This is a genomic window from Sphingobium sp. FG11 (assembly GCF_057809915.1).
The window spans coordinates 72,609-98,356 of record NZ_JBMDKW010000002.1; the positions used below are offsets into that span (position 1 = coordinate 72,609).

20 protein-coding genes are annotated in these 25,748 nt (G+C 65.0%); 6 read left to right on the forward strand and 14 right to left on the reverse strand.

Features of this window, described 5'->3' with window-relative positions:
* Positions 1–37: 37 nt before the first annotated feature.
* Genes ACODSN_RS01940 through ACODSN_RS01955 form a run of 4 tightly spaced genes read right to left on the reverse strand, consistent with a single transcriptional unit; the run spans position 38 to position 5,154 of the window.
* Positions 38–2,410: a TonB-dependent receptor gene (locus ACODSN_RS01940; RefSeq protein WP_489052731.1), complete on the reverse strand. Its 2,373-nt coding sequence runs from the start codon at positions 2,408–2,410 to the stop codon at positions 38–40.
* Complete coding sequence (locus ACODSN_RS01945) at positions 2,382–3,341, reverse strand: FecR family protein (RefSeq protein WP_489052733.1); 960 nt, start codon at positions 3,339–3,341, stop codon at positions 2,382–2,384. The genes ACODSN_RS01940 and ACODSN_RS01945 overlap by 29 nt, the downstream gene beginning before the upstream one ends.
* Entirely contained in the window at positions 3,338–3,886 is a 549-nt protein-coding gene (locus ACODSN_RS01950) for an RNA polymerase sigma factor (protein WP_489052735.1), read from the reverse strand. Before ACODSN_RS01950 ends, ACODSN_RS01945 begins: the two co-directional genes overlap by 4 nt.
* Positions 3,886–5,154 carry a lipopolysaccharide biosynthesis protein gene (locus tag ACODSN_RS01955; RefSeq protein WP_489052736.1) on the reverse strand — a complete coding sequence of 423 codons (1,269 nt, stop codon included), beginning with the start codon at positions 5,152–5,154 and terminating at the stop codon, positions 3,886–3,888. The genes ACODSN_RS01950 and ACODSN_RS01955 overlap by 1 nt, the downstream gene beginning before the upstream one ends.
* Positions 5,155–5,353: 199 nt before the next feature.
* On the opposite strand from ACODSN_RS01955, the gene ACODSN_RS01960 reads away from it, so the two are divergent.
* The gene (locus ACODSN_RS01960; protein ID WP_489053029.1) at positions 5,354–6,562 is read left to right on the forward strand and encodes a hypothetical protein; all 1,209 of its coding nucleotides are present in this window, start codon (positions 5,354–5,356) and stop codon (positions 6,560–6,562) included.
* Positions 6,563–6,580: 18 nt separating this feature from the next.
* Positions 6,581–7,495: a glucosamine inositolphosphorylceramide transferase family protein gene (locus tag ACODSN_RS01965; RefSeq protein ID WP_489052737.1), complete on the forward strand. Its 915-nt coding sequence runs from the start codon at positions 6,581–6,583 to the stop codon at positions 7,493–7,495.
* Here the strand turns inward: ACODSN_RS01965 and ACODSN_RS01970 are convergent.
* Positions 7,470–8,600 carry a glycosyltransferase gene (locus tag ACODSN_RS01970; RefSeq protein WP_489052739.1) on the reverse strand — a complete coding sequence of 377 codons (1,131 nt, stop codon included), beginning with the start codon at positions 8,598–8,600 and terminating at the stop codon, positions 7,470–7,472. The genes ACODSN_RS01965 and ACODSN_RS01970 overlap by 26 nt on opposite strands.
* Positions 8,601–8,738: 138 nt before the next feature.
* The gene (locus ACODSN_RS01975; RefSeq protein ID WP_489052741.1) at positions 8,739–12,140 is read right to left on the reverse strand and encodes an acyl-[ACP]--phospholipid O-acyltransferase; all 3,402 of its coding nucleotides are present in this window, start codon (positions 12,138–12,140) and stop codon (positions 8,739–8,741) included.
* Between the two features lie 138 nt (positions 12,141–12,278).
* Between ACODSN_RS01975 and ACODSN_RS01980 the strand changes: the two genes are divergently transcribed.
* The gene (locus ACODSN_RS01980; RefSeq protein ID WP_489052742.1) at positions 12,279–12,875 is read left to right on the forward strand and encodes a TetR/AcrR family transcriptional regulator; all 597 of its coding nucleotides are present in this window, start codon (positions 12,279–12,281) and stop codon (positions 12,873–12,875) included.
* Here ACODSN_RS01980 and ACODSN_RS01985 read toward each other — a convergent pair.
* Positions 12,872–13,432 (reverse strand): histidine phosphatase family protein, encoded by a 561-nt coding sequence (locus tag ACODSN_RS01985; RefSeq protein WP_489052744.1) that lies wholly within the window; start codon positions 13,430–13,432, stop codon positions 12,872–12,874. The two genes, ACODSN_RS01980 and ACODSN_RS01985, sit on opposite strands and share 4 nt — an antisense overlap.
* A gap of 204 nt (positions 13,433–13,636) precedes the next feature.
* On the opposite strand from ACODSN_RS01985, the gene ACODSN_RS01990 reads away from it, so the two are divergent.
* The 3 genes from ACODSN_RS01990 to ACODSN_RS02000 all read left to right on the forward strand — a co-directional run bounded on the left by ACODSN_RS01990 (position 13,637) and on the right by ACODSN_RS02000 (position 17,052).
* On the forward strand, positions 13,637–13,864 hold the full coding sequence (locus tag ACODSN_RS01990; RefSeq protein ID WP_489052746.1) for a CbtB domain-containing protein: 228 nt from the start codon (positions 13,637–13,639) through the stop codon (positions 13,862–13,864).
* 3 nt (positions 13,865–13,867) lie between these two features.
* Positions 13,868–14,611 carry a CbtA family protein gene (locus ACODSN_RS01995; protein WP_489052747.1) on the forward strand — a complete coding sequence of 248 codons (744 nt, stop codon included), beginning with the start codon at positions 13,868–13,870 and terminating at the stop codon, positions 14,609–14,611.
* Between the two features lie 224 nt (positions 14,612–14,835).
* The gene (locus tag ACODSN_RS02000) at positions 14,836–17,052 is read left to right on the forward strand and encodes a putative bifunctional diguanylate cyclase/phosphodiesterase (protein WP_489052748.1); all 2,217 of its coding nucleotides are present in this window, start codon (positions 14,836–14,838) and stop codon (positions 17,050–17,052) included.
* An 11-nt stretch (positions 17,053–17,063) separates the two neighbouring features.
* Here ACODSN_RS02000 and ACODSN_RS02005 read toward each other — a convergent pair whose 3' ends face one another.
* The 7 genes from ACODSN_RS02005 to ACODSN_RS02035 all read right to left on the reverse strand — a co-directional run bounded on the left by ACODSN_RS02005 (position 17,064) and on the right by ACODSN_RS02035 (position 25,572).
* Entirely contained in the window at positions 17,064–17,312 is a 249-nt protein-coding gene (locus tag ACODSN_RS02005; protein ID WP_489052750.1) for a hypothetical protein, read from the reverse strand.
* Between the two features lie 23 nt (positions 17,313–17,335).
* Positions 17,336–17,611, reverse strand: coding sequence for an HU family DNA-binding protein (locus ACODSN_RS02010; RefSeq protein ID WP_489052751.1), 276 nt, complete (start codon positions 17,609–17,611; stop codon positions 17,336–17,338).
* A 105-nt stretch (positions 17,612–17,716) separates the two neighbouring features.
* Entirely contained in the window at positions 17,717–18,514 is a 798-nt protein-coding gene (gene cobA / locus ACODSN_RS02015) for a uroporphyrinogen-III C-methyltransferase (RefSeq protein WP_489052752.1), read from the reverse strand.
* Positions 18,501–21,113, reverse strand: a complete 2,613-nt coding sequence (locus ACODSN_RS02020; RefSeq protein ID WP_489052753.1) for a molybdopterin-dependent oxidoreductase — start codon at positions 21,111–21,113, stop codon at positions 18,501–18,503. The genes cobA and ACODSN_RS02020 overlap by 14 nt, the downstream gene beginning before the upstream one ends.
* Positions 21,110–21,475 carry a nitrite reductase small subunit NirD gene (gene nirD / locus ACODSN_RS02025; protein ID WP_489052754.1) on the reverse strand — a complete coding sequence of 122 codons (366 nt, stop codon included), beginning with the start codon at positions 21,473–21,475 and terminating at the stop codon, positions 21,110–21,112. The genes ACODSN_RS02020 and nirD overlap by 4 nt, the downstream gene beginning before the upstream one ends.
* Entirely contained in the window at positions 21,472–24,000 is a 2,529-nt protein-coding gene (gene nirB / locus ACODSN_RS02030; protein ID WP_489052755.1) for a nitrite reductase large subunit NirB, read from the reverse strand. The genes nirD and nirB overlap by 4 nt, the downstream gene beginning before the upstream one ends.
* A 327-nt stretch (positions 24,001–24,327) precedes the next feature.
* Positions 24,328–25,572 carry a nitrate/nitrite transporter gene (locus ACODSN_RS02035; RefSeq protein WP_489052756.1) on the reverse strand — a complete coding sequence of 415 codons (1,245 nt, stop codon included), beginning with the start codon at positions 25,570–25,572 and terminating at the stop codon, positions 24,328–24,330.
* Positions 25,573–25,748: the final 176 nt, after the last annotated feature.

Genomic DNA, 25,748 nt, shown 5'->3' on the forward strand with positions numbered 1-25,748 from the left:
AAACAAGCAGCCGATAAAAGATGGTTAATGGTTCCGCTCACCAGACGACCGACAGGCCCAAGCGCGCGCGCAGGGGCGCAAGGGGTGTGGCCTGGCTTCGCGTCGCCAGCATAAACGGATTACCGAGCGAAAAGCGATTATCCTTGCGGTTGGTGATATTGTCGACCGACAGCGACGCCATATACTGTTTGTGGGTCCAACTGCCGGACAGGCCCGCAACCGCATAGCGTCCCTGACTGATGTCGAAATAATCGCCTGTGCCGAGCACTGACCGGCCCACATATTGGGCATTGCCGGTGACGAGGAACTGATCGCTGTCGCCGCCCTTCCAGCGATAGCTGAGACTGGCGGAGGCGGACAAAGCGGGCGTGTCGGGCAGCCTGCGATTTTCCCGCAGCGAGGAATCGGCGAGCGGTCCGGTGGCTTTGTTGAACGTGTAGAGGGCGGCAAGCGCGCCATCCAGTCCGTTCAGCGGCGACCAGTGCGCATTGCCCTCCAGGGCCACGATATGGGCGTTCCCGATATTGGCGGTATAGGGCAACCCCCGCCGGTCGACCAGATCGGCCTGGATGGCCCGCCAGCGCGCCAGCGACATGCCGGTGGACAATGACGGCGCACGCGGGTTGTCCGGTTGCAGCCGCAGGCCCGCTTCGACGACCCGGATGGAATCGGATTCGAAATCGGTAACCCGTCCGACCCCTCGCGCCACCGCGATTCCGCCGGTGCGAAAGCCCGACTGATAGCGGGCATAGAGCGCCATATGCGGAGCGACAGCCCATGACGCCGCGATCGTGGGATCAAGGCGCAGGGTCGCCTTCCCCCGCACGAGCGCGGCGCCACGGGGGACTGCCGAAGGCTCGCCATCCATTCGCGTCCAGCTCAGGCGGCCACCCGCAGTGATGGACAGGGCGCGATTGAGCGCCAGGGTTCCTTCCGTGAACCCCGACAGGCTCAGCGTCCGGTTGGTTACACCGATGATATCGACCGGATCGCTCGCGGGCCCCAGCGCGCGCTGCTGCCGGTCCAGATCGCGCAGGAAAGCAGCCCCGATCAACCAGCTACTGCCATTGGGCAAGGTCCTGAAAATCCGCGTCTCGTGCGAGAAAAACTCGTTGTTCGTCGCGTTTTTATAGATGGTCGGCCCTACAGACGCGGCATTGCGGGTCGCATCGAATATGTCGCGCGAGCCATAATCGACCAGCCCGGTCGAGGACGTAAGCCGCAGGCCGCTGTCCCATTGCCTGTTCACGACTACCCGCCCCAACACGATATCATTGCGAAATGGCTGGGCGATCGCGGATTTGCGGATCAGGTCGCCACTGCCATCGGCATATTGCGCGTCGGCGGCGTTGATTTTCTGGAACAATGCGCCCAGTTCGACCGACCAGCCATCGCCCGGTTCCAGTGCGAGGGCGATCCTGCCGCCGACCGTGCGCACGCTGTTGACATCGGAAAGGCCGCGCGCCTGATCGTCAATATAACCGGGCGAACGCAACGCATAAGCCACCGCCCGCAGGCCGACCTCATCGGGCTTCAAAACCAGATTCAGCATGGCGTTACCGTCATAGCCCAGCCGTGCGTCGCTGAGCGTCACGCCGCCCGCCGCCATGCCGGTATTGCGCGACAGGTCGACCGGGTTCGGCGTGACCCGGATGATGCCGCCGATCGCGCCCGCGCCATAGAGCGTGCCCTGCGGCCCCTCCAATATCTCGACCCTGGCCACGTCATACAGGCGCAAATCCGGGTCGGCGCCGCTATAACCCACTTGAATATCGCCGAAATAGACGCTCGATACCGACTGGGTCGGCCCGTTGAAGCTGCTGTCGGCAATGCCGCGAATGAAGATCTTGTTCCGCCCCGGCCCCAGTTCCGTATTCTGAAGGATAGGCATCGCGCCCGCGATATCGCTCAGCGACCGCGCCTGTGTTGCGCCACTGTCGCTGATCGTGCCGGCATCAATGAAAGTGACGGTGCTGGGCAGGCGCAGCAGCGTCGAATCCCGCTTGCTCGCGGTGACGATGATGTCCGACGTCGAATCGATCTGTGGTTGGGGCGGCCTGGCCTTCGCCGGCCGCGGGACCGATGGCGGCAAGGTGCGGCGGACGATGCGAAAGCTGGCGCCATCGAGTTGCCTGACCATGAACGGCAGGCCAGACAGCAGGCGATCCAGCGCTTTTCTCGTCGAGAGTCGGCCATAGACGCCACGCACGGGGACGCGATCGAGACCCGGCTCCATGCTGGCGATATCGACACCGCTTTGCTGGGCCAGCCGCATCAGCGCAACATCGAGAGTAGAAGGCGGGATTGCCAACGCCAGATCCCGCGCGCAGGCGGCGGGCTGCCACAGGATGGCGAACGGAAGGACGGCGAAAAGCCAGACGCTAGGGCGTGTTATGCCCGACCAGTTCAAACGCCCACCCCTCCCTGCTACGCCGCGCACTCACCCCGATCAGCGCCGCTATATGGGACACATCCTTTTCCGCCGATCCGGTCAAGCGGATCGTGCCTGTAAAGGGTCGGGACGCCAGCGGCAAATCAAGATCGATCCGCATCCCCGACTGACGGCGCACCGCTTTTATGACATCGCCGAGCGCCGTCCCGCTGAAGGCCAGTCGGCCATGGCGCCACCCGCCGACCATCGCCGGGTCGACTCGCCCGATCAGGATCTGGTCGCCCCCTTCCCTGGTTGACAGGGTGCTGCCGGGCTTGAGCACGACGGCTTCGGCATCGGGCTGGAACATCACGGCCCCTTCCGCCACCTGCACGCCCATTTGAGCGCCCTCTCGCGCGACATTGAAGACCGTGCCCAGATCGCGGATTGTCAGCCCACCCGAATGCAGTGTGAACGGATTTTGTTCGTCATGCCGCACATGGAAGATGGCCTCCCCGCTTTTGAGTTCGGCGAAACGCATGTCGTCACGGCGCAGCGCCAGCCGCGTGCCGCCGCTCATTTCGATGCGCGTACCATCGCCCAGCGCCACCGTCTTTTGCTCGCCGGGCCTGGTGTTCACCTCATAGGCGGGATCGCCGCGGAAGCCGACCGGCATGATCGCCAGCACCAGCCCGGCCGCAAGGCCCCCGCCGGCGACCGCCCACGGCCATCGCCGACGCAACGGCGACGCGGCTCTGATGTCGCGGGCCGGCACAGGCTGGCCGATATCGCGCGCAAATGAGATATCGAGCAGGCTGTCATCGAGCGCGATCCGGTCGAAGGCATCCGCATGCTCCGGCGACTCCTCCATCCAGATCGTGAAAGCGCGCCAGTCATCAGCCGTCAGCTCGCTCCGGCGCAAATGCCAGGCGATGGCCTGATCGATAATATCGCCCGGTGGCCCGGTCATGGCGTGCTGTCCCTTTCCTGATACAGACGCCGCGCCGCCGGACTATCCACATCAAATTTCCGCCCGCTGTCGTGAATATGGCGATAGGCGCGTTCCAGCAGCTTCTCCACGCCGCTCACGCTGATGCCCAGTTCCTGCGCAATCTCCTTGCGCGGACGCTCGTCGAACCGGAACATGCGAAACGCCCGGCTCATCCGTTCCGGCATGGATGCCAGCGCCGCCTCGACATGGCACAGCCGTTCGCGGGCCAGCAGCGCCCGGTCGGTGAGCGGCTGTTCCTGTGCGCCGGACTGAACATCCGCCCAATCGCTGTCGCGCACGATCCGGCGCGCCGCCTGACGGAGACGATCCGACGCCAGATTGGCCGCCATGCTGTAAAGATAGGCGGCGGGCTGGGCCACCGGCCCGCCGGGCGGTCGCGCCAGCTTGATCCACATATCCTGCAAGGCGTCCTCCGCTTCCGCCGCGCTGCCCAGCCGGGCGACCAGAAGGCGCAGGAGCATGGCGCGCTCGGCCAGAAAGATCGCTCGCAGGCCGCTTTCCATCACAACTGCCTATATACCATGCGCCGGAAGCTGATCGCCAGCGCCACCAGGGCAACGCCATTTTGCAGCAGCGCGTGCCATCCGGCGCCATTTTGGCCCACCATCCACAGCAGGACCGGCAATAGCGGATAAAGGCCGAAATTCGTCGCCAGCGAAATGGTCATCGACCGCTGCGGATGACCGAGCGCGGTCAGGCCCGACGCCAGCGGCGCGGCGACCAGCGTGCCAAGCCGCGCGAGCCCGATCAGCACCAGCAGCGCGGCTCCATCCTCAAAGCTGCCACCGCCCAGCCATCCCAATATTTGACGGCCGAACAGCGCGAACAGCGCGATGATGGGTACGCCCACCAGCATCGACACGCCGACGCTCTTCCACACCGACTGGCTGAGCTGAACAAAGGATCGCGCCGCCGCCTGTCGCGCCAGCACGGCATAGCTCGCCTGTCCCAGCGCCTGCGCCGGCTGCGCCAGGATCGCACTGGCGCGCTGGGTCAGGGCATAAAGGCCGGCGGCGGCCGGTCCCAGAAACCAGCCGATGGTCAGCGGCGCAAGATTGGGCGCAAGCTCCCTGACCGTGATGTCGAGATTGGTGCTGACGATGAACCGCATGAAACCGGGCGCGCGCCTTGGCACATGCCGCCAGGGTCCCCTGAAATTTTCGCCATGAGCAAGCGCCCGCCAGGTCGGGATGGCCAGCAGCCACATCACCACGCCTTCGGCCACCGACGACAGCAGCCACGCCCAGACGAACCCCGCCAGCCCGCCGCCCGTCGCCCATATCAGCAGCGCGCCGCCCAGCCGGACCAGGGGGGATGCCAGCTGGTGCAGCCCGATCAGATCGAACCGCCCCGCCACTTGCAGAATCCCTTGCGGCGTTGCGCGCACAGTGCCGACAACGGCAAGGCTATAAAGAAGCGCCAGTCCCGTCAGGTCCTGTGGCCAGCCAAAGCGCGGCAACAGCAGGGCGATCACGCCTGCTGCAACGGCGATGGCGATCAGGCCGAACATCAGTTCGATCACCGTCATGAACCGGGCGACTGCGGCGAAACCGGGCCGGTCCTGTTCCTCCAGCGCCAGCGCGCCATAGCGCACCACGCCATGGAATCCCGAAAATGCCACGACGCTGCCCACGAAAACGACGCTGCCATTCAGCAGCACGATCAGGCCGTAACCCCGCGCGCCGAGTGAATGCGTGACGATCAGCAGATAGACGAGACTGATAAGACCGGCACCCGCCTTGCCCGCGAGCAAATGTCCGAGGTTGCCCATAATGTGGCGAAAACCCGAATGCGCGACCTTATTGGAGCTTCCCACCCCCTCAGACAAATGGACCGGCGACAGCGGGCCTGAAGGCAATGATGGCAAGTCCGGCGGCATTAGACTCTTTCTGAACGATAAAGTTCCGCAAATCGCTAAAAATTTTTCGGTGCCAACTGTGGCTTCGGGCTGGCGACTTCGTCTGGCCTATATGAGGATCGGCTTCCTGTTCAACCACGACCAGATTCATCAGGTCGCCCATTCCCTTCCGATCGCCCTTGCCTTGCTGCGCGACCATCCCGGTGTCGAGGTCGTCGTCGCCACCACCAATGCGCAGCTGACGGCGGAAGTCCAACGGATCGCAGGACAAGCGGGGATGACCGTTCCCATGGTGCAACTCGGCCTCAGCGGCCGTTTTTCGCGCTTCGCCGCTCGCCATCTGGAAGCAGTCCTGCCGGTCACGAAGATCGCCATTTACCGCGACAATCTGGATTTCTTCGCCAGCCTCGACCTGCTGGTCGTCGCGGAAAAGACGTCGCTGATCCTCAAGACCCGTTACGGGCTGCACGGGCTGACCATCATCCACACCCGGCATGGCGCTGGCGACCGGGCGATCGGCTTCGACAAGGCGAGCCGGGGGTTCGATCATGTACTGGTATCCGGCCCCAAGATCCGCGAGCGGCTGGAGACCGAGGCGGGCATCCCGGCCGACCGGATGAGCATCGTGGGCTATCCCAAATTCGATCTCTCGCCGGAAACCGAATGGGTTCCGCCCTTTGCCGAACCATCGCTGCCGACGGTGCTCTATAATCCGCATCCCTCACCGCATCTGTCATCCTGGTATCAGGACGGGCAGGCGGTGCTGGAGCATTTCCTGCAAAATCGCCGCTACAACCTGATCTTCGCACCGCATGTCATGCTGTTCCATCGGCGCTTCGTGGTGACGATCGACCGGCTGCGCATTTCGCGCGTCGGCAAGATCGAGCAGCGGTTTCTGGACGCGCCCAACATCCATGTCGATCTGGGCAGCCGCCGGTCGACCGACATGAGTTATACCAATGCGGCCGACATCTATCTGGGCGACGTGTCGAGCCAGATCTACGAATTTCTCCGGCAACCGCGCCCGTGCATTTTCCTCGACAGCCATGATACCGACTGGCGCGCCGACGCGAATTTCGGCCATTGGCAGGCGGGCGATGTCATCAGCGATCCGACGGCTTTGGGGGAGGCGCTGGATCGGGCAGGAGAGCGCCATGAACGCTACCGTCCGATCCAGCGTGACATGTTCGAACGCAGCTTTACCCTGACCGGCGAGCCATCCGCCGACCGCGCGGCGCGCGCGATCCTGAGCGTCATCGGGTCCCGCCGCATCGAACCGATCGCCACGCCCGACATCGCCCCCTTGCGTCGCAGCGCCTGATCGCCGCATAGACCCGCCATGGGTTTACGAAAGGATATCTGGCGCCCGGCGATCGTCGATGCGCCGATCGAGGCGATCTGGGCGCGCGGATCGATCGATGCCTTCCCGCTGCGCTGGCTGCCGCCCATGCCGTCCTTCTGCTTCCTGGCCGATCCGTTCGGCCACTGGCGCGACGGCAAGCTGCACGTCTTTGTCGAAACCTATGATTATCGGCTTCGTGTCGGTGCGATCGAGGTGCTGATCTATGACAGCGAAGGCCGGTTGCTGGAGCGCGGACCCGTGCTGAACGAGCCGTGGCATCTGTCCTACCCCTTCATTTTTGAAGGCGAAGGCGAAACATGGATGCTGCCCGAAGCGCACAGGTCCGGTGGCCTGACTCTCTATCGCGCAGTCGATTATCCCTATCGCTGGGAGGCGGCGGCACGCATCGCGCTGGATCATGTTGCGGTCGACGCCTCGCCCATTTTTCATGACGGGCTATGGTGGCTCTTCTATACCTCCGCCAGTCAGGAAGCGCACAAGATGGAGGCGTTGCACGTCGCCTGGGCTAAATCGCTGACGGGGCCGTGGACGCCGCATTCCGGCAATCCGGTGCGAATGGACCGGGCGAGCGCCCGGCCGGGCGGGACCCCCTGCATCATCGACGGACGGATTATCCTGCCGGTGCAGGATTGCAGCCGCACTTATGGAGGCGCGATCCGCCCGCTGCGAATCGACCGGCTGACGCCCGACGTTTTCGTGGCGGAGGTTGGCCCGTCCCTCACGCCGCCCGCCAGCGCCGCGCCTTATGTCGAGGGGCTGCACACACTGACCGCAGCCGGTCCGGTGACGCTGATCGACATGAAGCGAACCGAATTGTCGCTGCACGGGCTTTCGATCGAACTGCGGCGCGAAGCCGGAAAGCTGGTCAGGGCCGCGCGCGCTGGCCGCTGACCGTACCGGCCAGCAATTGACCGAATAAGGCGAGATAGGCGTCCGCCACCGCGTCAATACGATGCCCCGCCACCAGATCAGCAAGCGCTTGCGGCTCCGGCGCTGACTTGGCCAGCATGATGTCGATCGCCTCTGCCAGCGCCTGTGGCGCGCGGATCGGCACCACCATGCCAGCGCCCTCCAATCGATCGAGCAGCGCCGTCGCGGGCGTGCAGCCGGTCGCGATCACCGGGCGGCCAGCGGCCAGCGCTTCCACCAGAACGGCGGGGAATCCTTCGAACCAGGACGACAGCACGAACAGGTTCGCCGCGTCGAGCCAGGGTCTGCTGTCCGCCACATAGCCCGGCAACGCCACGCGATTGTCGAGGTCGAGCGCCGCGATGCGGCCGCGCAAACGCGCTTCATCGGGACCTTCGCCTACGATGACGAGCCGCACATTGCGGGTCGTGATCCGGGCAAAGGCCTCGATCAGATCGCCAAAACCCTTTTCAGGCACCAACCGCCCGACCGCGACGATGGTCCTGTCGCCTGTGGGCGGCGGGACGGGCGGACAGGGGGCACTATCCAGTGCGGGGGTTGGGATGGTCGTGACCAGCGGGCCGCGCACTACGGCCTTTGCCTGCGTCGCCACATCATCGGTCATCGCGACCAGCGCGTCGGCACGGCGGAGCAATCGCGCCATCTGGAGATCGAACAGCCACTGACGCAGCCATCCGCGCTGCGGTTTGCGCAATGCGGCGCTGATCTGCGCCACCTGATGCGGGGCGGCCTTACCCAGTCTGGCGACCGGCGCGATGACCGGCCAGTGATAATTGCCGGGCACGAACACAATATCCACGGGATGGTTTTTCAGATCGCGCGCGATCCACCGACCCAGCCGCCGCCGGCTACCCCGCGCCCGCATGATCGGCGGCGAGGCCTGGACGATTTCAACACGGGAGCCGGCAAGGTCGGCGAGCGGCCCTGATCCGTCGCCGCAAAACAGCGTCACCCGCGCGCCCTTTTCCGACCAGGCCCGCGCCAGACGCAGCGCAACCCGCTCCGTCCCGCCCAGCGAGAAATCATGGATCGCCACCCCGATCGCCATGCCATCTGCAACTGTCACGCGCCGGTTTCTCGCCTCGATCCTGGAACTGGAGCCGACCCTATAGAGAAGCCGGCGCCAAACCCAAAGGCCCGTGCCCTTTGGGCGTGTAGCATCAACCAATGAGCGGGCGCAGGTCGCGCGCCTGCATGTCGCTGCCTATGAATTGGCGCTCGCGAGTCCACCCATCGTCACATAGTCGAGCTTGCCGGTGCCCAGCACGGGCAGCGCGTCCACTAACCGGATATCGCGCGGGATGGCGAGTTCGGTGACGCCATTCGCCCGCCCCCAGCCTTGCAGGTCGGCCGCCCTGGCTTCCCGGCATGTGGTGAAAAGGACCAGTTGCTCGCCCTTGCGCGGGTCCGGGCGCGTGACGACGGCATGTTCGGCCTCGGGCCACAGCGCGGCGGCATAGCCCTCCACCGCAGGCAGCGAGATCATCTCGCCACCGATCTTGGCGAAGCGCTTGGCGCGACCCCGGATCGTGACGAAGCCATCCTCGTCGATGGTGACGATGTCGCCGGTATCGTGCCACCCTTGAGCGGGCGGCTGCAGCACGCCCGGCGCATCGACCTTCATATAGCCCGCCATGATGTTGGGACCCCGGATCGACAGGCGTCCGCCCTCGGTAATGCCGGGCACATCCTCCAGCAGCGGCTCGATCCCTGGCAGCAACCGGCCAACGGTGCCGGCGCGAAAATGCATCGGCGTATTCACCGCGATCACCGGCCCGGCCTCGGTCGCGCCATAGCCCTCCAATATGCGCAGGCCGAATTTCTCCGCATAGGCCTTGCGCGTCTCGTCGCGCACCCTCTCGGCGCCCGCGAAGATATAGCGTAGCGAATAAAAGTCATAGCCATGCGCCATCCGCGCATAGCCGGACAGGAACGTATCGGTGCCGAACAGGATCGTCGCATTGCTGTCATAGGCTAGCGCAGGGACGATCCGGTAATGAAGCGGGCTGGGATAGAGCAGCGTCTTCACCCCATGCAGGATCGGCAACAGCGTACCCCCGGTCAGCCCGAAACTGTGAAACACCGGCAGTGCGTTGAGCACTGTGTCGGCGGCGTTGAAGTCGATCCGCGCAGCGAGCTGGCGGCAATTGGACAGGAGGTTGCGATGCGTCAGCACGACGGCCTTGGGCAGACCTTCGGAGCCGCTGGTGAACAGGATGACGGCGGGTGCATCGGGCGCTATTCTCAGACGCTTGTGGCTGCGCCCGGCAAAGCGACTGGCGATAAGCGCGCGGGCTTTGGCGGCGGGGCCAACCGAAGCGCCGATATCCTCCAGCCACAGGATTGTGATCCCCTCCGCCTCCAGCGCCGCGACGACCTCGCCCAGCTTCGCCTGGGCGACGAAGGCGCGGGCAGTCACGATGGTGCGGATAGCGGCGGCGGTGCAGGCCGCCTTCAGGTTGGTCAGACCGGCGGTATAGTTGAGCATCGCCGGCACACGGCCATGCGCCTGCAACGCGAAGAATGTGGCGACGACGGCCGACACGTTGGGCAGCAGCACGCCAACCGCCTCACCCTGCGCCGTCGCGGCGGCGAGCGGGCGACCCAGCGCGAGGCTGCCGATCACCAGTCTGCCATAAGACATCGGCGCGCGCTTGACGTCCTCGATGACTGCGGCCTTGGCGCCGTGAATGTGCCGCGCCTCCAGCAGCGCCTCGAACAATGTCTCGTCGGTGCGCGAGGTGGCGAAGATCATTGCGCTCATCTCGTCATACAGGCGGCGGCCGGCGATGGCCCGGCGGGCGCGCGCCGTCATCTCGCCCTCGATCGCGAAGCGGCGCGGCGGCAGCACGGTCAGGCGGATCTTGGGAAAATGGCGCAGCCGCACCCGGCCGCGCAGCCGCGAAAAGGGCGTATATTGCGCGCCATCGATGCGCACCGGAATGATCGGCGCGTCGGCCTTGTCAGCCACCATGCCCGGCCCGTCGAATATCTTCATCAACGCGCCGGTTACGGTAATGCGGCCTTCGGGAAAGATGACGAGCGTACGTCCCTCGCGTACCGCCTTCACCATCGCCTTGGCGGCCATCGGATTGGTGGGATCGACCGGGAAGGCATCGAACAGCGCCAGGAACGGCTTGATCCACCAGGCTTTGGCGATGTGGGTATGAACCGCGAAGGTCGGCTTGCCCGGCAGGAACGCCGCCAACAGCAGCCCATCCAGGAAGGACACATGATTTACCACCACAACCGCGGGCGTGCCCGGCTGCGGCATATTCTCCGCGCCCGAGACCTCGACGCGATAGAATAGCCGCAATGCGCCCCGGAAAAGCGCCTTGATCACTGTCTCGGGCAGCAGCCAGCAGGAGATGAGCGCGATGGTCAGCGTCGCAAAGCCCATCGCGCCGATGATTCCGGGCACGGCCTCGCCGCGTGCCAGCATCGTCGTGACCGCCAGAACGACCACGACGCTAACCGCGGCATTGACGATATTGTTGGCCGCGATCGTGCGCGAGCGCTCCTCGCGCGGGGCGTGGGTTTGAAGGATGGCGTAGAGCGGCACGATGAACATGCCACCGGCAAAGGCGATGCCGAACAGGTCGACGAGGATCCGCCAGCTTCCCGGCGATGCGACGAACGCGGCGATTCCGACATCTGCGGCGGTGGGGGCGTAAGCGGTCGTGGACAGCCACAGGTCGATCATGCAACCGGCCAGCGCGAGAGCCGATATCGGCACATAGCGCGCCGACACTTCGCCGCCGAGCAGGCGGTTCACCAGCAGCGATCCGGCCGCGACGCTGAGCGAAAAGACCAGCAGGAACAGGGTCGCAACTTCTTGTCTGGCTTGCAGTACACCGCTGACCAAAGGCGCGAATTCGGACAGGAGCACCGCGCCGACCGCGAAAAACCAGCTGATGCCCAAGATCGACAGCCATACCCCACGGCCATGGCGGGCAGCCTTGAGGATGCGCCATGTGCTGCGGAAGATATTGCGGTCGATATGCAGACCCTGCGCCACCGGCGGCGCTGGCGGGACGGCGAGGCTGGCGAGAAAGCCGAAGATGGCGATGCCGACAGCGGCGAGGCCAGCCGTCTCAGCAGGGATCACGCCCGCCAGCAACTGACCGCCCAGGATCGCGAGGAAGGTGCCCGCTTCGATAAGGCCGGTGCCGCCCATCATTTCCTGCGGCCCCAGATGCTGGGGCAGGATCGAGAATTTGACCGGGCCGAACAGGGTCGAATGCAGGCCCATAAGGAACAGGCACCCCAGCAACAGCGGCACCGATTGCGACCAGAAGCCGATCAGCGCCAGCGTCATGATGACGACTTCGGCCGCTTTTACCGCGCGCACCAGCTTTGCCTTGTCCCAGGCGTCGGCTATCTGTCCGGCGATCGCGGAAAACAGGAAATAGGGCAGGATGAACAGGCCCGTCGCGATCGTCGCCAATAACTCCGCCTTGTCAGGCTCGGCACGAAACAGCCCGAAATTCGCCAGAAACAGCAGGGCGAATTTCAACAGATTATCGTTGAACGCCCCCAGAAACTGAACGACGAACAAGGGGGCGAAGCGGCGCTTGCCGAGCAACGACAGATCTGGTGCAGACATAGACAAAACCCCCGTGGACCAAGAGCGCTAGCCGGTAATGATGGCCAGTTCGTTAATCGCCCACCGAGCTAAGTCTAAATTGAACACTGGTCAATTGAAATATTGGACAGTGTTCAATTAAACTTTTAAACATCCTCCATGGGCAGACGATCGGACCATAGCCGCAGCGAGCTGGAGGCGTTAATCCTCGGAGAGGGCCACGCCCATATGGCGGAAGTCGGCTTTGCCCGCTTTTCGGCGCGCGAAGTGGCCAAGCGGATCGGTTACGCGGTCGGCACGCTCTACAATGTCTTTGGCAGCTACGATCTATTGATCGCGGCGATCAACACCCGAACCTTCGATCAATGGTCCGCGCATCTCGAAGACAGGCTGGCATCCGCCCCCAATGACCGGATCGGGGCGTTGGTCGAAGGCTATTTCAGTTTCGCTGGCGAACATATGAATCTCTGGACCGCGATCTACGATCACCGCCTCCCGTCCGGCATGGCGATGCCCGAAGCGCTGGCGCAACGACGCGCCGCCCTCACCGACATCATAGTGCGCGAAGTGGCGGGCGTTCTGCCGCCCGAGGCGATTGATCGTGCCCCCCGCCTCGCCCGCTCATTGGTGGCGACCGTCCATGGTCATTGCACTTTCGCCTTGAACGGCAGCTTCGCCCTGTTGGGCGAGGAGGCACCGCTGGACCTTGCGATTGCGCGAGTCAGGGAATCGCTGGCGGTGGCAGGCTCCGCCTAGGCCCGGCCGATCGCCTGAAGCCGCCAAAGCCTGTTCCAGCCGAGCCGCACGATGCCCAGCGGCGCAATGTCGATGCGCAGGCTCGCCTCTAATGGCATGCCGATCGCGGCGGCGATCGCGGCGCGCATCACCATCGGATGCGTGATCGCCCATAATGACTCGTTCTGGGCGACTCTTTGCGCCAGCCAGTCCGCCATCCGGGCGCGCACCGCATCCATCGATTCACCATGGGGAGCGCCCGCCACGGGGTCCGCCATCCATGCGAGCAGCCCATCGGGATCGGCCGCGTCGATCTCCGCCAGCGTCCGGCCACGCCATGCGCCATGATCGATATCGCGAAGGACGGGATCGACCTCTTCCGCAATATCCCACAACTGCGCCGTTTGTCGCGCCGCGAGTGCCGGGCTGACGACGCAGCGCAATCCGGTGGCGGGCGGGCCGAACGCCCCGATCTTGGCGACGCCGCCTGCATCGAGCGGTTCGTCGTCCGCCGCGAAACCGCCCTCCCGCATCATCCGGGTCGCGCCATGGCATTGCAATATCAACTCGAACGCCATGTGTGCTCCAGATCGTTGACGTCCCGCATCATTCCAGCGTAGGGCGGTGAGGCAGACTGAGGAAGAAGCCGGTGTAATTCCGGCACGGTCGCGCCACTGTTATCGTCCCCGCCCTCGCCTTGTCGAGATGCGGGGATGTAGTCAGACCTTCCTCCGTCACGGATCATCTACGGGACGCGCCCATCCCGCAAGGAGACTGAAATCATGGCGATTGCCGCGCTATTCCCAGACGATGCCTTCATTCCGGTCGGGCAGGACGTAGCGATTCCGCTGCGCGAATTGCTCCCCTGGGCGGTTTTCGGCCTGATCCTGGCGATGATCTTCCTCTATTTCGTCAGCACTGAACAGGGCGCGATGTCGCTGTTCAAGGGCATGTATGTGCATGAATTCGTGCATGACGGGCGGCATCTGCTCGGCTTTCCCTGCCACTGATCGGTGGCGCGCAATCTTCTGATCCGCGGCATGATCGCCGGCGTGATCGCTGCCGTGCTCGCGACGCTGTTCGCGCGTCTGGTGGCTGAACCCCAGGTCGATCTGGCGATCGCTTTCGAAGCCGGCCATGCGTCCATGGCCCATGCCATGAACGCCGCGCCGGAGCCGGAACTGGTCAGCCGCGCGACCCAAAAGGGCCTTGGTCTGCTGACCGCCGTTCTTCTCTATGGCGCGGCCGTCGGAGGGCTATTCTCGCTCGTGTTCGCGGCCGCCTATGGCCGGGTCGGGCGGATCGGGCCGCGGGCGCTCGCCATGCTGCTGGCGACTGGCGCATTTATCGCGGTCGCCCTCGTCCCGGCGCTCAAATATCCGCCGACGCCGCCCGCCGTCGGGCTGCACGAGACGGTCGGATTTCGCACGCTCGTTTACTTCGCGATGATCGGCACGTCACTTGCGGCGCTGGTTTTGTCGGTCAAGGCGGCGCGCGGACTGGCCGGGCGGCTGGGCGCGTTCGATGCGATGCTGGCGGGTGCGGCGCTCTACGTCGCCATAATCGTCGCGGTGGGGTTCGCCCTGCCGGTCATTGATGAAGTGCCGCGCGATTTCCCGGCCGTTCTGCTCTGGACATTCCGTATCGCGTCCATCGGTATGCAGGCGCTGCTATGGGCCGTGATCGGCGTCCTGTTCGGCGTGATGGCGGAACGGGTGCTGCGCGCCGGTGCGACTGTCCCGCGTCGACTGCATTAAAAAGAACAGGTGAAGGCGAACCCGGCCCATTCGGCGCGGCGTTCGCCTTCACCGGCCCTTAACTTTCGAAATCTACCGTGGCCCGGCATGAAAACGGACCGCAAAATGCGCCCGCATCAAGGGGTTGAGACGCAAGCACTTGCCGCACCGCGCGAGCGACGCAGCCCGAACGGCTGCGGCAACATAGCCCCACATCCGGCTTGCCCGACCAGCAAGGCGCAATCATGCGCGGCCTGATCGAACGCCTGGCGCGCTCCCGCACCCATCCGGCTGGTCCCGGCCCAGCGCTGGCGCGCCTGCCATGGTATCTCCCGCTGCCGCATTTGTGGCCTATTCTGCTGCTGGTCGGACTCAGCCTCGGCTGCCTGTTCGCCCTGCTTTTCCACCTCACCGCCATGCAGGACCGCATGGAGCAGGGCCGCGAACGCCAGTTGGTTGAAAATGCGTTCAGGACGGCGAAGGAAATGACGCTGCGCGATCTGCGCGACTATGCGATGTGGGACGATGCGGTCGTCCACCTCGTGCGCCGGTTCGACAGCGACTGGGCGGACGATAATCTGGGACCCTATCTCGGCAAGAGTCAGGGATACAGCCATGTCATCGTTCTGGACGGCACGGACAGGCCCCTTTACGCCTTTGTACGTGGCGCTCGCACCAGGACGCCCCCCGGTATCGAGCAGGCGCTCGGGCCGGCCTTTGGTCGCGCACTGGCCCAACTGGATTCGGTTCATCCGGCCAACGGCTTTCGCACCGGGTTCAGCCGCGCTGGCGGCAAGCTCTATGTCTTCGCGGTCGCTGCGATCGTCCCGCTCACGCACAAGGTCAGCCTGCCGCCCGGCCGTCGCCACGCGATGCTGATCGCCGCCGAAGTAACCCCCGCCTATCTGGCGACATTGTCACGCGACAACCGCACGCCGTTACTCCATGTTCTGAAAGACGGTACATCGCATCCAGGCGAAAGCATGGCTTTGGGCGAGGCCGGACACGCCCCGGTCGCCTCTATCGGCTGGACCGCCAATCGGCCCGGCCTTGCGCTGCGCAACAAGATTTTTCCCGCCTTTCTGTTCATCGGCCTGTGCGCGCTCGCTGTCGGCAACGTCATCGTTCGCCGGACGAGGCGCGGCATCGACGCGCTGCGCCTGAGCGAAACCCGCGCCCAGCATCTCGCATGCCGGGATATGCTGACCGGCCTGTTCAATCGACGCGCCCTGCTCGACCATCTTCACGCCTGCCTTGCGACCGAGGGACGGCAGCATCTGCTTTATATGGACCTCGATGGCTTCAAGGACACCAATGATGTCTATGGGCATGGCGCGGGCGACGAGTTGCTGCGGGAAGTCACCCGCCGTCTGAATCGCGCCTGCCCCGGCGCCGATATGGTTGCCCGGGTCGGCGGCGACGAGTTTGCGGTGCTGTTGCACGGCGCCGAGGAAGGCCCGACGGAACTCGCGCAATCCATCCTGGCGCAATTCGAGGCCCCCTTCATCGTCGGCGGCTATCGCGTGGCGCTGGGGATCAGCATCGGGATTGCCTCCAGCGCCACCGGAGATAGCGCAGAGGAACTGCTGCGCCGCGCCGACGTCGCCATGTTCGCGGCCAAAGCGGGCGGGAAAAATTGCGCCCGCGCCTATGACCCGGCGCTCGATGCTGGTCGCGAGATGCGCAAACGGATGGAGCAGGATCTACGCCAGGCGATCGAGCGCCGCGAGATCGGCATCGTGTTCCAGCCGATCGTCGACGCAGGCCGGCAACGGATCGTCTGCGTCGAGGCGCTGGCCCGCTGGTCGCATCCCGATCATGGCGCGGTCCCGCCCCAGACCTTCATTTCGATTGCCGAGGAAAGCGGACTGATCGTCGCGCTGGGCCGCGACGTTCTGGCGCAGGCCTGTGAACAGGCGCGCGACTGGACCGTCGACCTCGCCGTCAATCTCTCCCCCGCCCAATTCTGGGACCGGGGGCTTTGCCATACGATCCGGGAGGTTCTGGAGGCGACCGGCTTCCCGGCACATCGGCTGGAACTGGAAATCACCGAAGGCTATCTGCTGCGCCGTCCCGATGCGGCCGGCGCGATTCTGGACCAGCTTCGGGCCACCGGCATTCGCATCGTGCTCGACGATTTCGGGACGGGCTTTGCCAGCATCGGCTATCTGCAACGCCTGCCGTTCGACCGCATCAAGATCGACCGCAGCTTTATCGCCCAGATCGACGAGGACAGCGGCGCATCGGAACTGGCGCGCGCCATCGTGGCGATCGGCGATGCGCTGCGGTTGCCGGTGACGGCGGAAGGCGTGGAGACGCCGCGACAGGCGATGGTCATGCGACAGGCGGGCTGTACGCGATTGCAAGGCTGGTTGTTCGGGCGCCCGATGGATGCGACCAGCATGGCGGAGCATCTTGCCGTGCGTGAGGCTTTCCATCCCGTGCGGGCGGTGAGCGGCTGATCGGCCGGCGATTATTGCTCGCTCAGATCCATGAAGTTGCGCGCCGCGTCGCGATCGGCGGGGTGCTCGAATGTCTTGTCGAGATCGGGAGCGTCGCCCAGCAGAAAGAGCAACGACCACAGAGCGAAGCGGCGACCCCGATCCGTTTCCAGACCGAGGTCGACCCGCATGCGCTCGATGCCGGCCGCCAGCGCATCGGGCGAGACGGCATCGAGATCAGCGTCGCCGAAATAGCGGTGGAACTGGTCGTCCAGATTCACTGGCTATTCCGGCAACTGCTGGATCAGCCGTTCAGCTGGTCCTTGACCGCCTTGGCAGGCGTGAAGGTCAGCTTCTTGGACGCGGCGATCTGGATGGTCGCGCCGGTGGCGGGATTGCGGCCCTCGCGCGCGGGCGAGTCCTTCACCTTGAACTTGCCGAAACCGCTGAGCGAAATTTCTTCACCCTTGGCGGCTGCGTCGGCGATCGCGGCGAACACGCCATCGACGATCGCACGGGCGTCGGCCTTGGAGATGCCGCCGGTCGCGGCCACGCTTTCGGCGAGATCACTATTGTTCATGGAGGTGCCTTTCCTTTGTGATGAACAGCGCACATAGCCAGCCTGCGCGCGCTGGTCCATCGCTCGCTGTCATCAGACGGGCAGGAAAAGAGGGTTTTTTGCGATTTATCGCGCCAAATACGATCTGGATTGCGCTTCAGTAGCGATCCGCGCCGCCCTACAGGGGCTTGCGGCGACCGCTTCACCGATCAGCAGCAGCGTCGGATCGTCATCGCTGATCGTCGCGACCAGAAAGGCGAGACCCGATAATTTACCCCGGATCAGGCGCTCGCCGGGCAGCGAGACGTTGACCGCGACGAGCACCGGCGTTTCCGGGTCACGCCCCGCCCCGATCAGGGAACGCGCGATTTCACTCGCCGCCGCGCGGCCCATATAAATGCCGATCGTCCCCTCAGGCCGGGCCAGCATGTCCCAGTCCAGCTTCAACGGTTCGCCCGCCCGCAGATGCGCCGTCACCAGCGTGAGGCCCCGTGCCTTGCCGCGCAGGGTGAGCGAGGCGTTCGCACTCGCCGCCGCCGCGCTGGCTGTGGTGATGCCGGGGCAGATATGCACGGCGACGCCCGCACCGCGCAGATGATCCATCTCCTCCGCCGACCGGCCGAATACCGATGGATCACCGCCCTTGAGCCGGACGACGCGCCGGCCCGCCAGCGCCGCCGCCAGCAACAGGTCGTTGATGCTCTCCTGCTGTTTGGAATGACGGCCCGATCGCTTGCCGACGCTCACCTGCTCCACGCCCGCCGGGATGAGGGCCAGCACGCCGGGGCCGACCAGCGCATCGTAGAAAATAATGTCGGCGGCGGCGATCAGCCGTTCGGCCTTGCGCGTCAACAGATCCGGGTCACCCGGCCCCGCCCCCACCAGCCAGACCTGTCCGGGCGCGATAAGCTCATTCGGCTGCATCGAGAGTCTCCGTGGGAAGCTGGCTGAGGATATTGGCTAGCGCGGGACGGCAGGAACCGCAATTGGTCCCAGCCCCCAGCGCCTTGCCGATCGCGGGCACATCGACCAGTTGCTGCTCGCGAATCGCGGCGACGATGCTGTTGAGACCGATGTCGAAGCAGACGCAGATGATCGCGCCCTTGTCGACCTGCCGCCCCGGCCCGCGCGCGGCCAGCACCGACGCACCGACCTCCGCCGCCCCAAGCTGTTCGATCAGCCAGTCGCGCGAAGGGAGAAGCCCGTCGCGCGTCACGATAAGAATGCCCGCCAGCTTGCCATCGGCGATGATCGCGACCCGGCGGGTTCCGCGCGTTACGTCGATCGCCTCGACCCGCTCGCCTTTGGGCAGGCAGGCTTCGAGCCGCGCGGGATCGCCATTGCCCGCGATTTCATACAGCGCGCCGCCCGGCACCGTTATCCGCGTCGCCCACAGACAGGGGACGCGAACCGGCTCCGCGCCGCGCAGAATCAAAAAGCCCTTCCATTCGGTCGCGACCTTGTCGACCCGCGCGGGTGTCGCCTTGAAGCCGGGCTGGCCCGAATGCGGATCGACCAGCGGCCGGGGCAGCAGGCCGGTACGCCCGCCCGTCGACTGTTGATCCGTCCAGTGGATCGGGGTGAAGGCATCGCCCGGCCGCTGCCCGGCTTCCAGCCGCACGCGGAACAGGCTGTCGCCCTGCGGCGTCGCGACGCGAGCCAGATCGCCATCGGCAAGGCCCAGCGCCACCCCATCCTGCGGGTGCAGTTCCACCAGCGGCTCCTCGCGATGGCGCGCGAGTTTGGGCGACAGGCCGGTGCGCGTCATCGTATGCCACTGGTCACGATAGCGGCCGGTGTTGAGCGTCATCGGCCAGTCGCGCAGCGGCTTTTGCACATCGGATTGCGTGACCGGCACCAGCTTCGCCTTGCCGCTGGCGGTCGGGAAGCGTCCATCGGCGAAGGGGATGCCGCCCCACCGGAACGGTTCCATCGCCTCATAGGCTTCATTGCCGATCGTCGCATGGGTGCGCAGATCGAACAGCCGCGCGCCGTCATTCTGATAAGCGGTCAGGCGCGCATGCTCGCGCCAGATATCGGCGGGCCGGGCATAGGCGAAGGCCGTGCCCCAGCCCATGCGCCGCCCGACTTCCTTGACGATCCACCAGTCGGGCTTCGCCTCTCCCGGCAGCGGCAGCAGCGCGCGCTGGCGGCTGATCGTACGATCGCTGTTGGTGACGGTGCCGTCTTTCTCGCCCCAGGCGGCGGCGGGCAGCCGGACATGGGCGTGGACGCTGGTGTCGGTCTGCTCCATCACATCCGACACGACGACGAAGGGGCAGGCGGCGAGCGCCTCGCGCACCCGGCCGGCGTCGGGCATGGACACGGCGGGATTGGTGGCCATCACCCACAGCGCCTTGATCCGCCCCTCGCCGATCGCCCGGAACAGATCGACCGCCTTGAGACCGGGCTTGGTCGCCATGGCGGGCGCGGCCCAGAAGCGGCCGACGCGCGCCACATTATCGGGCGCGAAATCCATATGCGCCGCGAGCGTGGAGGCCAGGCCACCAACCTCGCGCCCGCCCATGGCGTTAGGCTGGCCGGTGATCGAAAAGGGCGCGGCGCCCGGCTTGCCGATGCGGCCGGTGGCGAGATGGACGTTGATGATCGCGTTCACCTGATCGGTCCCGCGCAGCGACTGGTTGATGCCCTGACTGAACATCGTGACGGTGCGGGGCGTAGCGGCGAACAGCTCGAAGAACTGCTGAAGCAAGGCGGGCGGCAGATCGCAGGTTTTCGCCGTTGACCACAGGTCATGGCCGCTGCGAATGCCCTCCCAGAAGTCCGCTGGCGCATCCACGCTCCGTGCCAGAAAGTCGGGGTCGAGACCGCCCGCCTGCTCCATCCATGCCAGCAGGCCGTTCATCAACGCGACGTCAGTGCCGGGCTTGAGCGGCAGATGCAAATCCGCCCCTTCGCAGGTTTCGGTGCGGCGCGGATCGATGACGACCAGCTTCGTGCCGCGCGCCTCGCGCGCCGCCTGAATGCGCTGATAGACGACCGGATGGCACCAGGCGGTGTTCGACCCGACCAGCACGATGAGGTCCGCCTCGTCCAGATCGTCATAGCTCGCCGGCACGACATCCTCGCCCAAGGCGCGGTTATGCCCCGCCACCGCGCTCGACATGCACAGCCGACTGTTGGTGTCGATATTGGCCGAGCCGATAAATCCCTTCATCAGCTTGTTGGCGACATAATAATCCTCGGTCAGCAACTGGCCCGAGACATAGAAGGCGACGCTGTCCGGTCCATGCTTGGCAATCGTGTCGCGAAAGCGCTTCGCCACCAGATCGAGCGCCTTGTCCCAGCTCGCCCGCTTGGCTCCGATCATCGGGCTGAGCAACCGGCCTTCAAGACCCACGGTTTCGCCCAGATGCGTGCCCTTGGAACAGAGCCGCCCGCGATTGGCCGGATGCGCCTCGTCTCCCCGGATCTCGACCGACCGCGCGCCCGTCGGCGTCGCCGCGATGCCGCAGCCGACACCGCAATAGGCGCAGGTGGTGCGGATCGCGGCCTCGCTCATGCCGCCGCCTTCGTCGCGGCCGGGATCACCGCCTCGCGCAGCAGGAACAGCCGCCCGGCGTCGACCTTCAACGGGATGGTCGGCACGCAGCCCTCGTCGCTGCCCAGCGCCTTGCCGGTCTTGAGCGAGATGTTCCAATTGTGCAGCGGACAGGTGACGACGCTGCCATGGACGATGCCCTGGCTCAGCGGCCCCTGCTTGTGCGGGCACTTGTTGACCAGCGCGAAGAAGTTATTGTCGAGCGTGTGGAAGATCGCGATCTCTTCCCCGCCGCGCACCGGCAGGGTGCGGGCATGACCGGGGGAGATTTGTTCGATCGGGCCGATATCCAGCCACTGGCCGACATTGTCATTGGGGATCATGCGACAAACTCCATGGGCCGCACTTCGGCCAGATGCTGGTGCAGTTCGCTTTCCTCGCCCGCAGCGCGCTTGGCCCACGGGTCGTCCTGGCTGAAGCTTTGCGAATAGAGGAAGCGGGCGCGCAGCGCTTCGCGGCCGGTTTCATCCTCGACGATGCGGCTCTTCACATAATCGACGCCGACCCGTTCGATCCAGGGCGCGGTGCGCTCCAGATAGCGGGCTTCCTCGCGATAGAGCTGCGTGAAGGCGGCGCAATAATCGAGCGCCTCCTGCTCGGTCGCGACCTTGCACAGAAAGTCGGTGGCGCGAACATGGATGCCGCCATTACCGCCGACATGCAGTTCATAGCCCGAATCGACGCAGACGATGCCGAAATCCTTGATCGTCGCCTCCGCGCAATTGCGGGGGCAGCCGGACACCGCGATCTTGAACTTGTGCGGCATCCACGACCCCCAGGTCATCCGCTCGGTCTTGACGCCAAGGCCGGTCGAATCCTGCGTGCCGAAGCGACACCATTCGGAACCGACGCAGGTTTTCACCGTGCGCAGCGACTTGCCATAGGCGTGGCCCGACACCATGCCGGCGGCGTTGAGATCAGCCCAGACGGCGGGCAGATCTTCCTTCTTGATCCCGAAAATATCGAGCCGCTGGCCACCCGTGACCTTCACCATCGGCGCATCATATTTCTCGACCACATCGGCGATCGCACGCAGTTCGCGCGGGTTGGTCAGGCCACCCCACATGCGCGGGACCACCGAATAGGTGCCGTCCTTCTGGATATTCGCATGCATCCGCTCGTTGACGAAGCGGCTTTGCTGATCGTCGACATACTCGCCGGGCAACGCGCAGAGCAGATAGTAATTGAGCGCGGGGCGGCAGGAGGAACAACCATCGGGCGTCGTCCAGTGCAGCTTCTGCATGACTTCGGGGATGGAATGCATGCCCTGCGCCACGATCTCGCGCCGCACATCGTCATGACCGAAGCTGGTGCATTTGCACATCGTCTTGGGACCGGACTGGACATCATCGCCCAGCACCACCGCCAACAGATTTTCGACGAGGCTAGTGCAGGAGCCGCAGCTCGCCGATGCCTTGCACCCCGCCCGCACCGCGTCGAGGCTGCTCGCACCGCCATTGATGCAGGCGACGACCTGGCCCTTGCTGACGCCGTTGCAGCCGCAAATCTCGGCATCGTCCGAGAGCGCCGCAACGGCCGCCTTAGGGTCCAGCGCGCCTCCTCCCGAGGCGAAGGCCTGGCCGAAGATCAGCAGGTCGCGGATTTCGCCGATGTCCTCGCCGCGCCGCAGCATATCGAAATACCAGCCGCCATCGGCCGTATCGCCATAGAGCACCGCGCCGATGACCTTGTCGTCCTTGACCACGACCCGCTTGTAAACGCCGCGCGAGGCGTCGCGCAGCACGATATCCTCGCAGCCTTCGCCGCCGGAAAAATCACCGGCGGAAAACACGTCGAGACCCGCGACCTTGAGCTTGGTCGATGTGACGGACCCCTTATAGCCCGAATGCTGATCGGTCAGGCCGTCAGCGAGGCTGCGGCACATGTCCCACAGCGGCGCGACGAGACCATAGACATTGCCGTCATGCTCGACGCATTCGCCGACCGCCAGCACGTTGGGATCGCTGGTGACCATATGGTCATCCACCTTGATGCCCCGGCCGATGTCGAGACCCGCCTCACGCGCCAGGGAGACCGAAGGACGGATACCCACCGCCATCACGACGAGGCTCGCCGGGATATCGCGGCCATCCTTCAGCCGGACGCCCTCGACCTTGCCGTCTCCGTATATCTCGGCGGTGTCGGCGCCGGTCAGCACCGTCTGGCCCCGGCCTTCCAGCGCGGATTTGAGCAGCCAGGCGGCGGCTTCGTCGAGCTGGCGCTCCATCAGCGTCGGCATGATGTGGAGGACCGTGACCTTCATGCCGCGCAGCGTCAGGCCATGCGCGGCTTCCAGACCCAGCAGGCCGCCGCCGATCACCACCGCCTCGCCGCCGCCCTGCGCCTTGCCCGCTTGCGCGGCGGCCAGCATCGAATCGACATCCTTCATGTCGCGGAAGGTGATGACGCCGGGCAGGTCCTTGCCGGGCACGGGGATGATGAAGGGATCAGAGCCGGTCGCGATCAGCAGCTTATCATAGCCGACCGTGCGCCCCGACTGGCTGGTGACGGTCTTGGCCGTGCGGTCGATCGCCGCCACCGAGTCGCTGGTGATGAGATCGATGCCATTATCGCCATACCATTGCTGGTCGTTGATGATGATGTCCTCGAAGCTTTTTTCGCCGGCCAGCACCGGAGACAGCATGATCCGGTTATAGTTCACATGCGGTTCCGCGCCGAAGATGGTGACGCGATAGCGCCCCGCGTCGCGCGCCAGCAATTCCTCGACGGCGCGGCACCCGGCCATGCCATTGCCCACGACGACCAGATGCTCGCGCGCATCGTCCGACGGTATGAAGAGCGTCTCTTCGCTGCCCGTTCCCGGATCGACTCCGTCCTGAAATTCCATCCTCGTGACTCCAGAAAAAGAAAAAGCCGCCATCCTGATCTCCGGCCGTGAACCGGAAGTCAGGATGGCGGCTTTGCCATCATATGCGCCGCACCGATCCGTCCCTGGACCGGCTTGGCTATGTGAGAAGAGCGCCCTTGCTCTCTTGCAATGCAACATAAACACAATCGCCCGACCACTCAAGCGATTCCTGCATAGCTTTGCCACTTACGCGACGGACTGTGTCCGCGCGCTGGCTGCAAAAGGCGAAATCTTCGCCGTCGCGGCGAAGATTTTGGCATGGAACGGGCGGCGGCCTCGATGGACCGCCGCCTCCTCTCCAACCGTTCAGATGCGCGCGCCGGTGCTCCAGCTTGCGCGCCACCGGGCTTTGACCAAAGTCAGGCCGAGCAACGCCAGCAGGGCAAGACCGGCAAAGATCAGGAAGCCCGACGAGAAGCTGCCCGTCAGTTGCTTGGCGATGCCCAGCGAACTGGCGAGGTAGAAGCCGCCGATGCCGCCTGCCATGCCGACGAGGCCGGTCATGACGCCGATTTCCGCCTGAAAACGCTGCGGCACGAGCTGGAAGACCGATCCGTTGCCAGTGCCCAGCGCCAGCATGGCGAGGACGAAAAAGCCGAGCGCGCCGGTCAGCGTCGAGGCATAGGCCACGCCCGACAGGGCCAGCGCCGCCACGAGATAGACCATCGTCAGCGTCTTGACCCCGCCGATCTTGTCGGCAAGCGCTCCGCCCATCGGCCGCACCAGCGATCCGGCGAACACGCAAGCGGCCGTGCAATAGCCCGCGATGATCGGGGTCAGGCCGAACTGGTCGGTGAAATAGATCGGCAGCGAAGCTGCAAGGCCCACAAAACCGCCAAACGTCACGGCATAGAAGGCCATCAGCCACCAGGCGTCAGCCTGCTTGAGCGGCTCGAAATAATCGACCAGCTTCTTGGGCGCCGGTGCATTGGGCGCGTCCTTCGCCATCAGCATATAGGCGACGAAGACGATCGAAAGCGGAATGCAGGCAAGGCCCAGCACCGCGTTCCAGCCGAACAGCTTGGCCAGCATCGGCGCGAACAGCGAGGCAAGCACCGTGCCCGAATTGCCCATGCCGGCAAGGCCCATCGCCTTGCCCTGATGCTCGGGCGGATACCAGCGGCTGGCGAGCGGCAGCGCGATCGCGAAGCTGGCCCCGGCAAAGCCCAGAATGACGCCCAGCGCCAGCGTGCCACCGAAGCTGTTGACGCCCATCATCCAGGCTGTGAACAGGCCGACGATGACGATGATCTGGCTGATCGCGCCCGACCGCTTCGGCCCGATCCGATCGACCAGCAGGCCGTTGACGACGCGCAGCAGCGCGCCGGCGAGCGTCGGCGTGGCGACCATCAGACCCTTTTCGGCCGGGGTCAGCATCAGCGTCTTGGAGATCATGGGCGCGAGCGGCCCGAGCAGCACCCACACCATGAAGGCGAGGTCGAAATATAAAAAGGCGGCGATCAGGGTCGGCGTGTGGCCGGCCTTCCAGAAGCTTGTCGCGGGCGTGGCCCCTGCGGCCTCGCCTTCACGATCCCAATAAGCGGTAGCCATATTGCGTTCCCCATGACGGAAATGGACACGAAAAAAAGCCGCAGGCCAGACCCATGCTCAATCACATGGTCCGGTCAGCGGCTTTGCTGCTTTGATTCGGTGGGAACACGCGGTCCCGACCTTGGGAGAGCGCATCCTGATAAGCGCGCTTCATCGCGCGATGCCTATATCATCTC

What these genes read in the sequence shown, in the direction of transcription:
- ACODSN_RS01945 (WP_489052733.1), bottom strand. Translation starts at nt 3,341, where the DNA reads ATGACCGGGCCACCGGGCGATATTATCGATCAGGCCATCGCCTGGCAT.
- ACODSN_RS01950 (WP_489052735.1), bottom strand. Translation starts at nt 3,886, where the DNA reads ATGGAAAGCGGCCTGCGAGCGATCTTTCTGGCCGAGCGCGCCATGCTC.
- ACODSN_RS01955 (WP_489052736.1), bottom strand. Translation starts at nt 5,154, where the DNA reads ATGGGCAACCTCGGACATTTGCTCGCGGGCAAGGCGGGTGCCGGTCTT.
- ACODSN_RS01960 (WP_489053029.1), top strand. Translation starts at nt 5,354, where the DNA reads ATGAGGATCGGCTTCCTGTTCAACCACGACCAGATTCATCAGGTCGCC.
- ACODSN_RS01965 (WP_489052737.1), top strand. Translation starts at nt 6,581, where the DNA reads ATGGGTTTACGAAAGGATATCTGGCGCCCGGCGATCGTCGATGCGCCG.
- ACODSN_RS01975 (WP_489052741.1), bottom strand. Translation starts at nt 12,140, where the DNA reads ATGTCTGCACCAGATCTGTCGTTGCTCGGCAAGCGCCGCTTCGCCCCC.
- ACODSN_RS01980 (WP_489052742.1), top strand. Translation starts at nt 12,279, where the DNA reads ATGGGCAGACGATCGGACCATAGCCGCAGCGAGCTGGAGGCGTTAATC.
- ACODSN_RS01985 (WP_489052744.1), bottom strand. Translation starts at nt 13,432, where the DNA reads ATGGCGTTCGAGTTGATATTGCAATGCCATGGCGCGACCCGGATGATG.
- ACODSN_RS01990 (WP_489052746.1), top strand. Translation starts at nt 13,637, where the DNA reads ATGGCGATTGCCGCGCTATTCCCAGACGATGCCTTCATTCCGGTCGGG.
- ACODSN_RS02000 (WP_489052748.1), top strand. Translation starts at nt 14,836, where the DNA reads ATGCGCGGCCTGATCGAACGCCTGGCGCGCTCCCGCACCCATCCGGCT.
- ACODSN_RS02010 (WP_489052751.1), bottom strand. Translation starts at nt 17,611, where the DNA reads ATGAACAATAGTGATCTCGCCGAAAGCGTGGCCGCGACCGGCGGCATC.
- cobA (WP_489052752.1), bottom strand. Translation starts at nt 18,514, where the DNA reads ATGCAGCCGAATGAGCTTATCGCGCCCGGACAGGTCTGGCTGGTGGGG.
- ACODSN_RS02020 (WP_489052753.1), bottom strand. Translation starts at nt 21,113, where the DNA reads ATGAGCGAGGCCGCGATCCGCACCACCTGCGCCTATTGCGGTGTCGGC.
- nirD (WP_489052754.1), bottom strand. Translation starts at nt 21,475, where the DNA reads ATGATCCCCAATGACAATGTCGGCCAGTGGCTGGATATCGGCCCGATC.
- nirB (WP_489052755.1), bottom strand. Translation starts at nt 24,000, where the DNA reads ATGGAATTTCAGGACGGAGTCGATCCGGGAACGGGCAGCGAAGAGACG.
- ACODSN_RS02035 (WP_489052756.1), bottom strand. Translation starts at nt 25,572, where the DNA reads ATGGCTACCGCTTATTGGGATCGTGAAGGCGAGGCCGCAGGGGCCACG.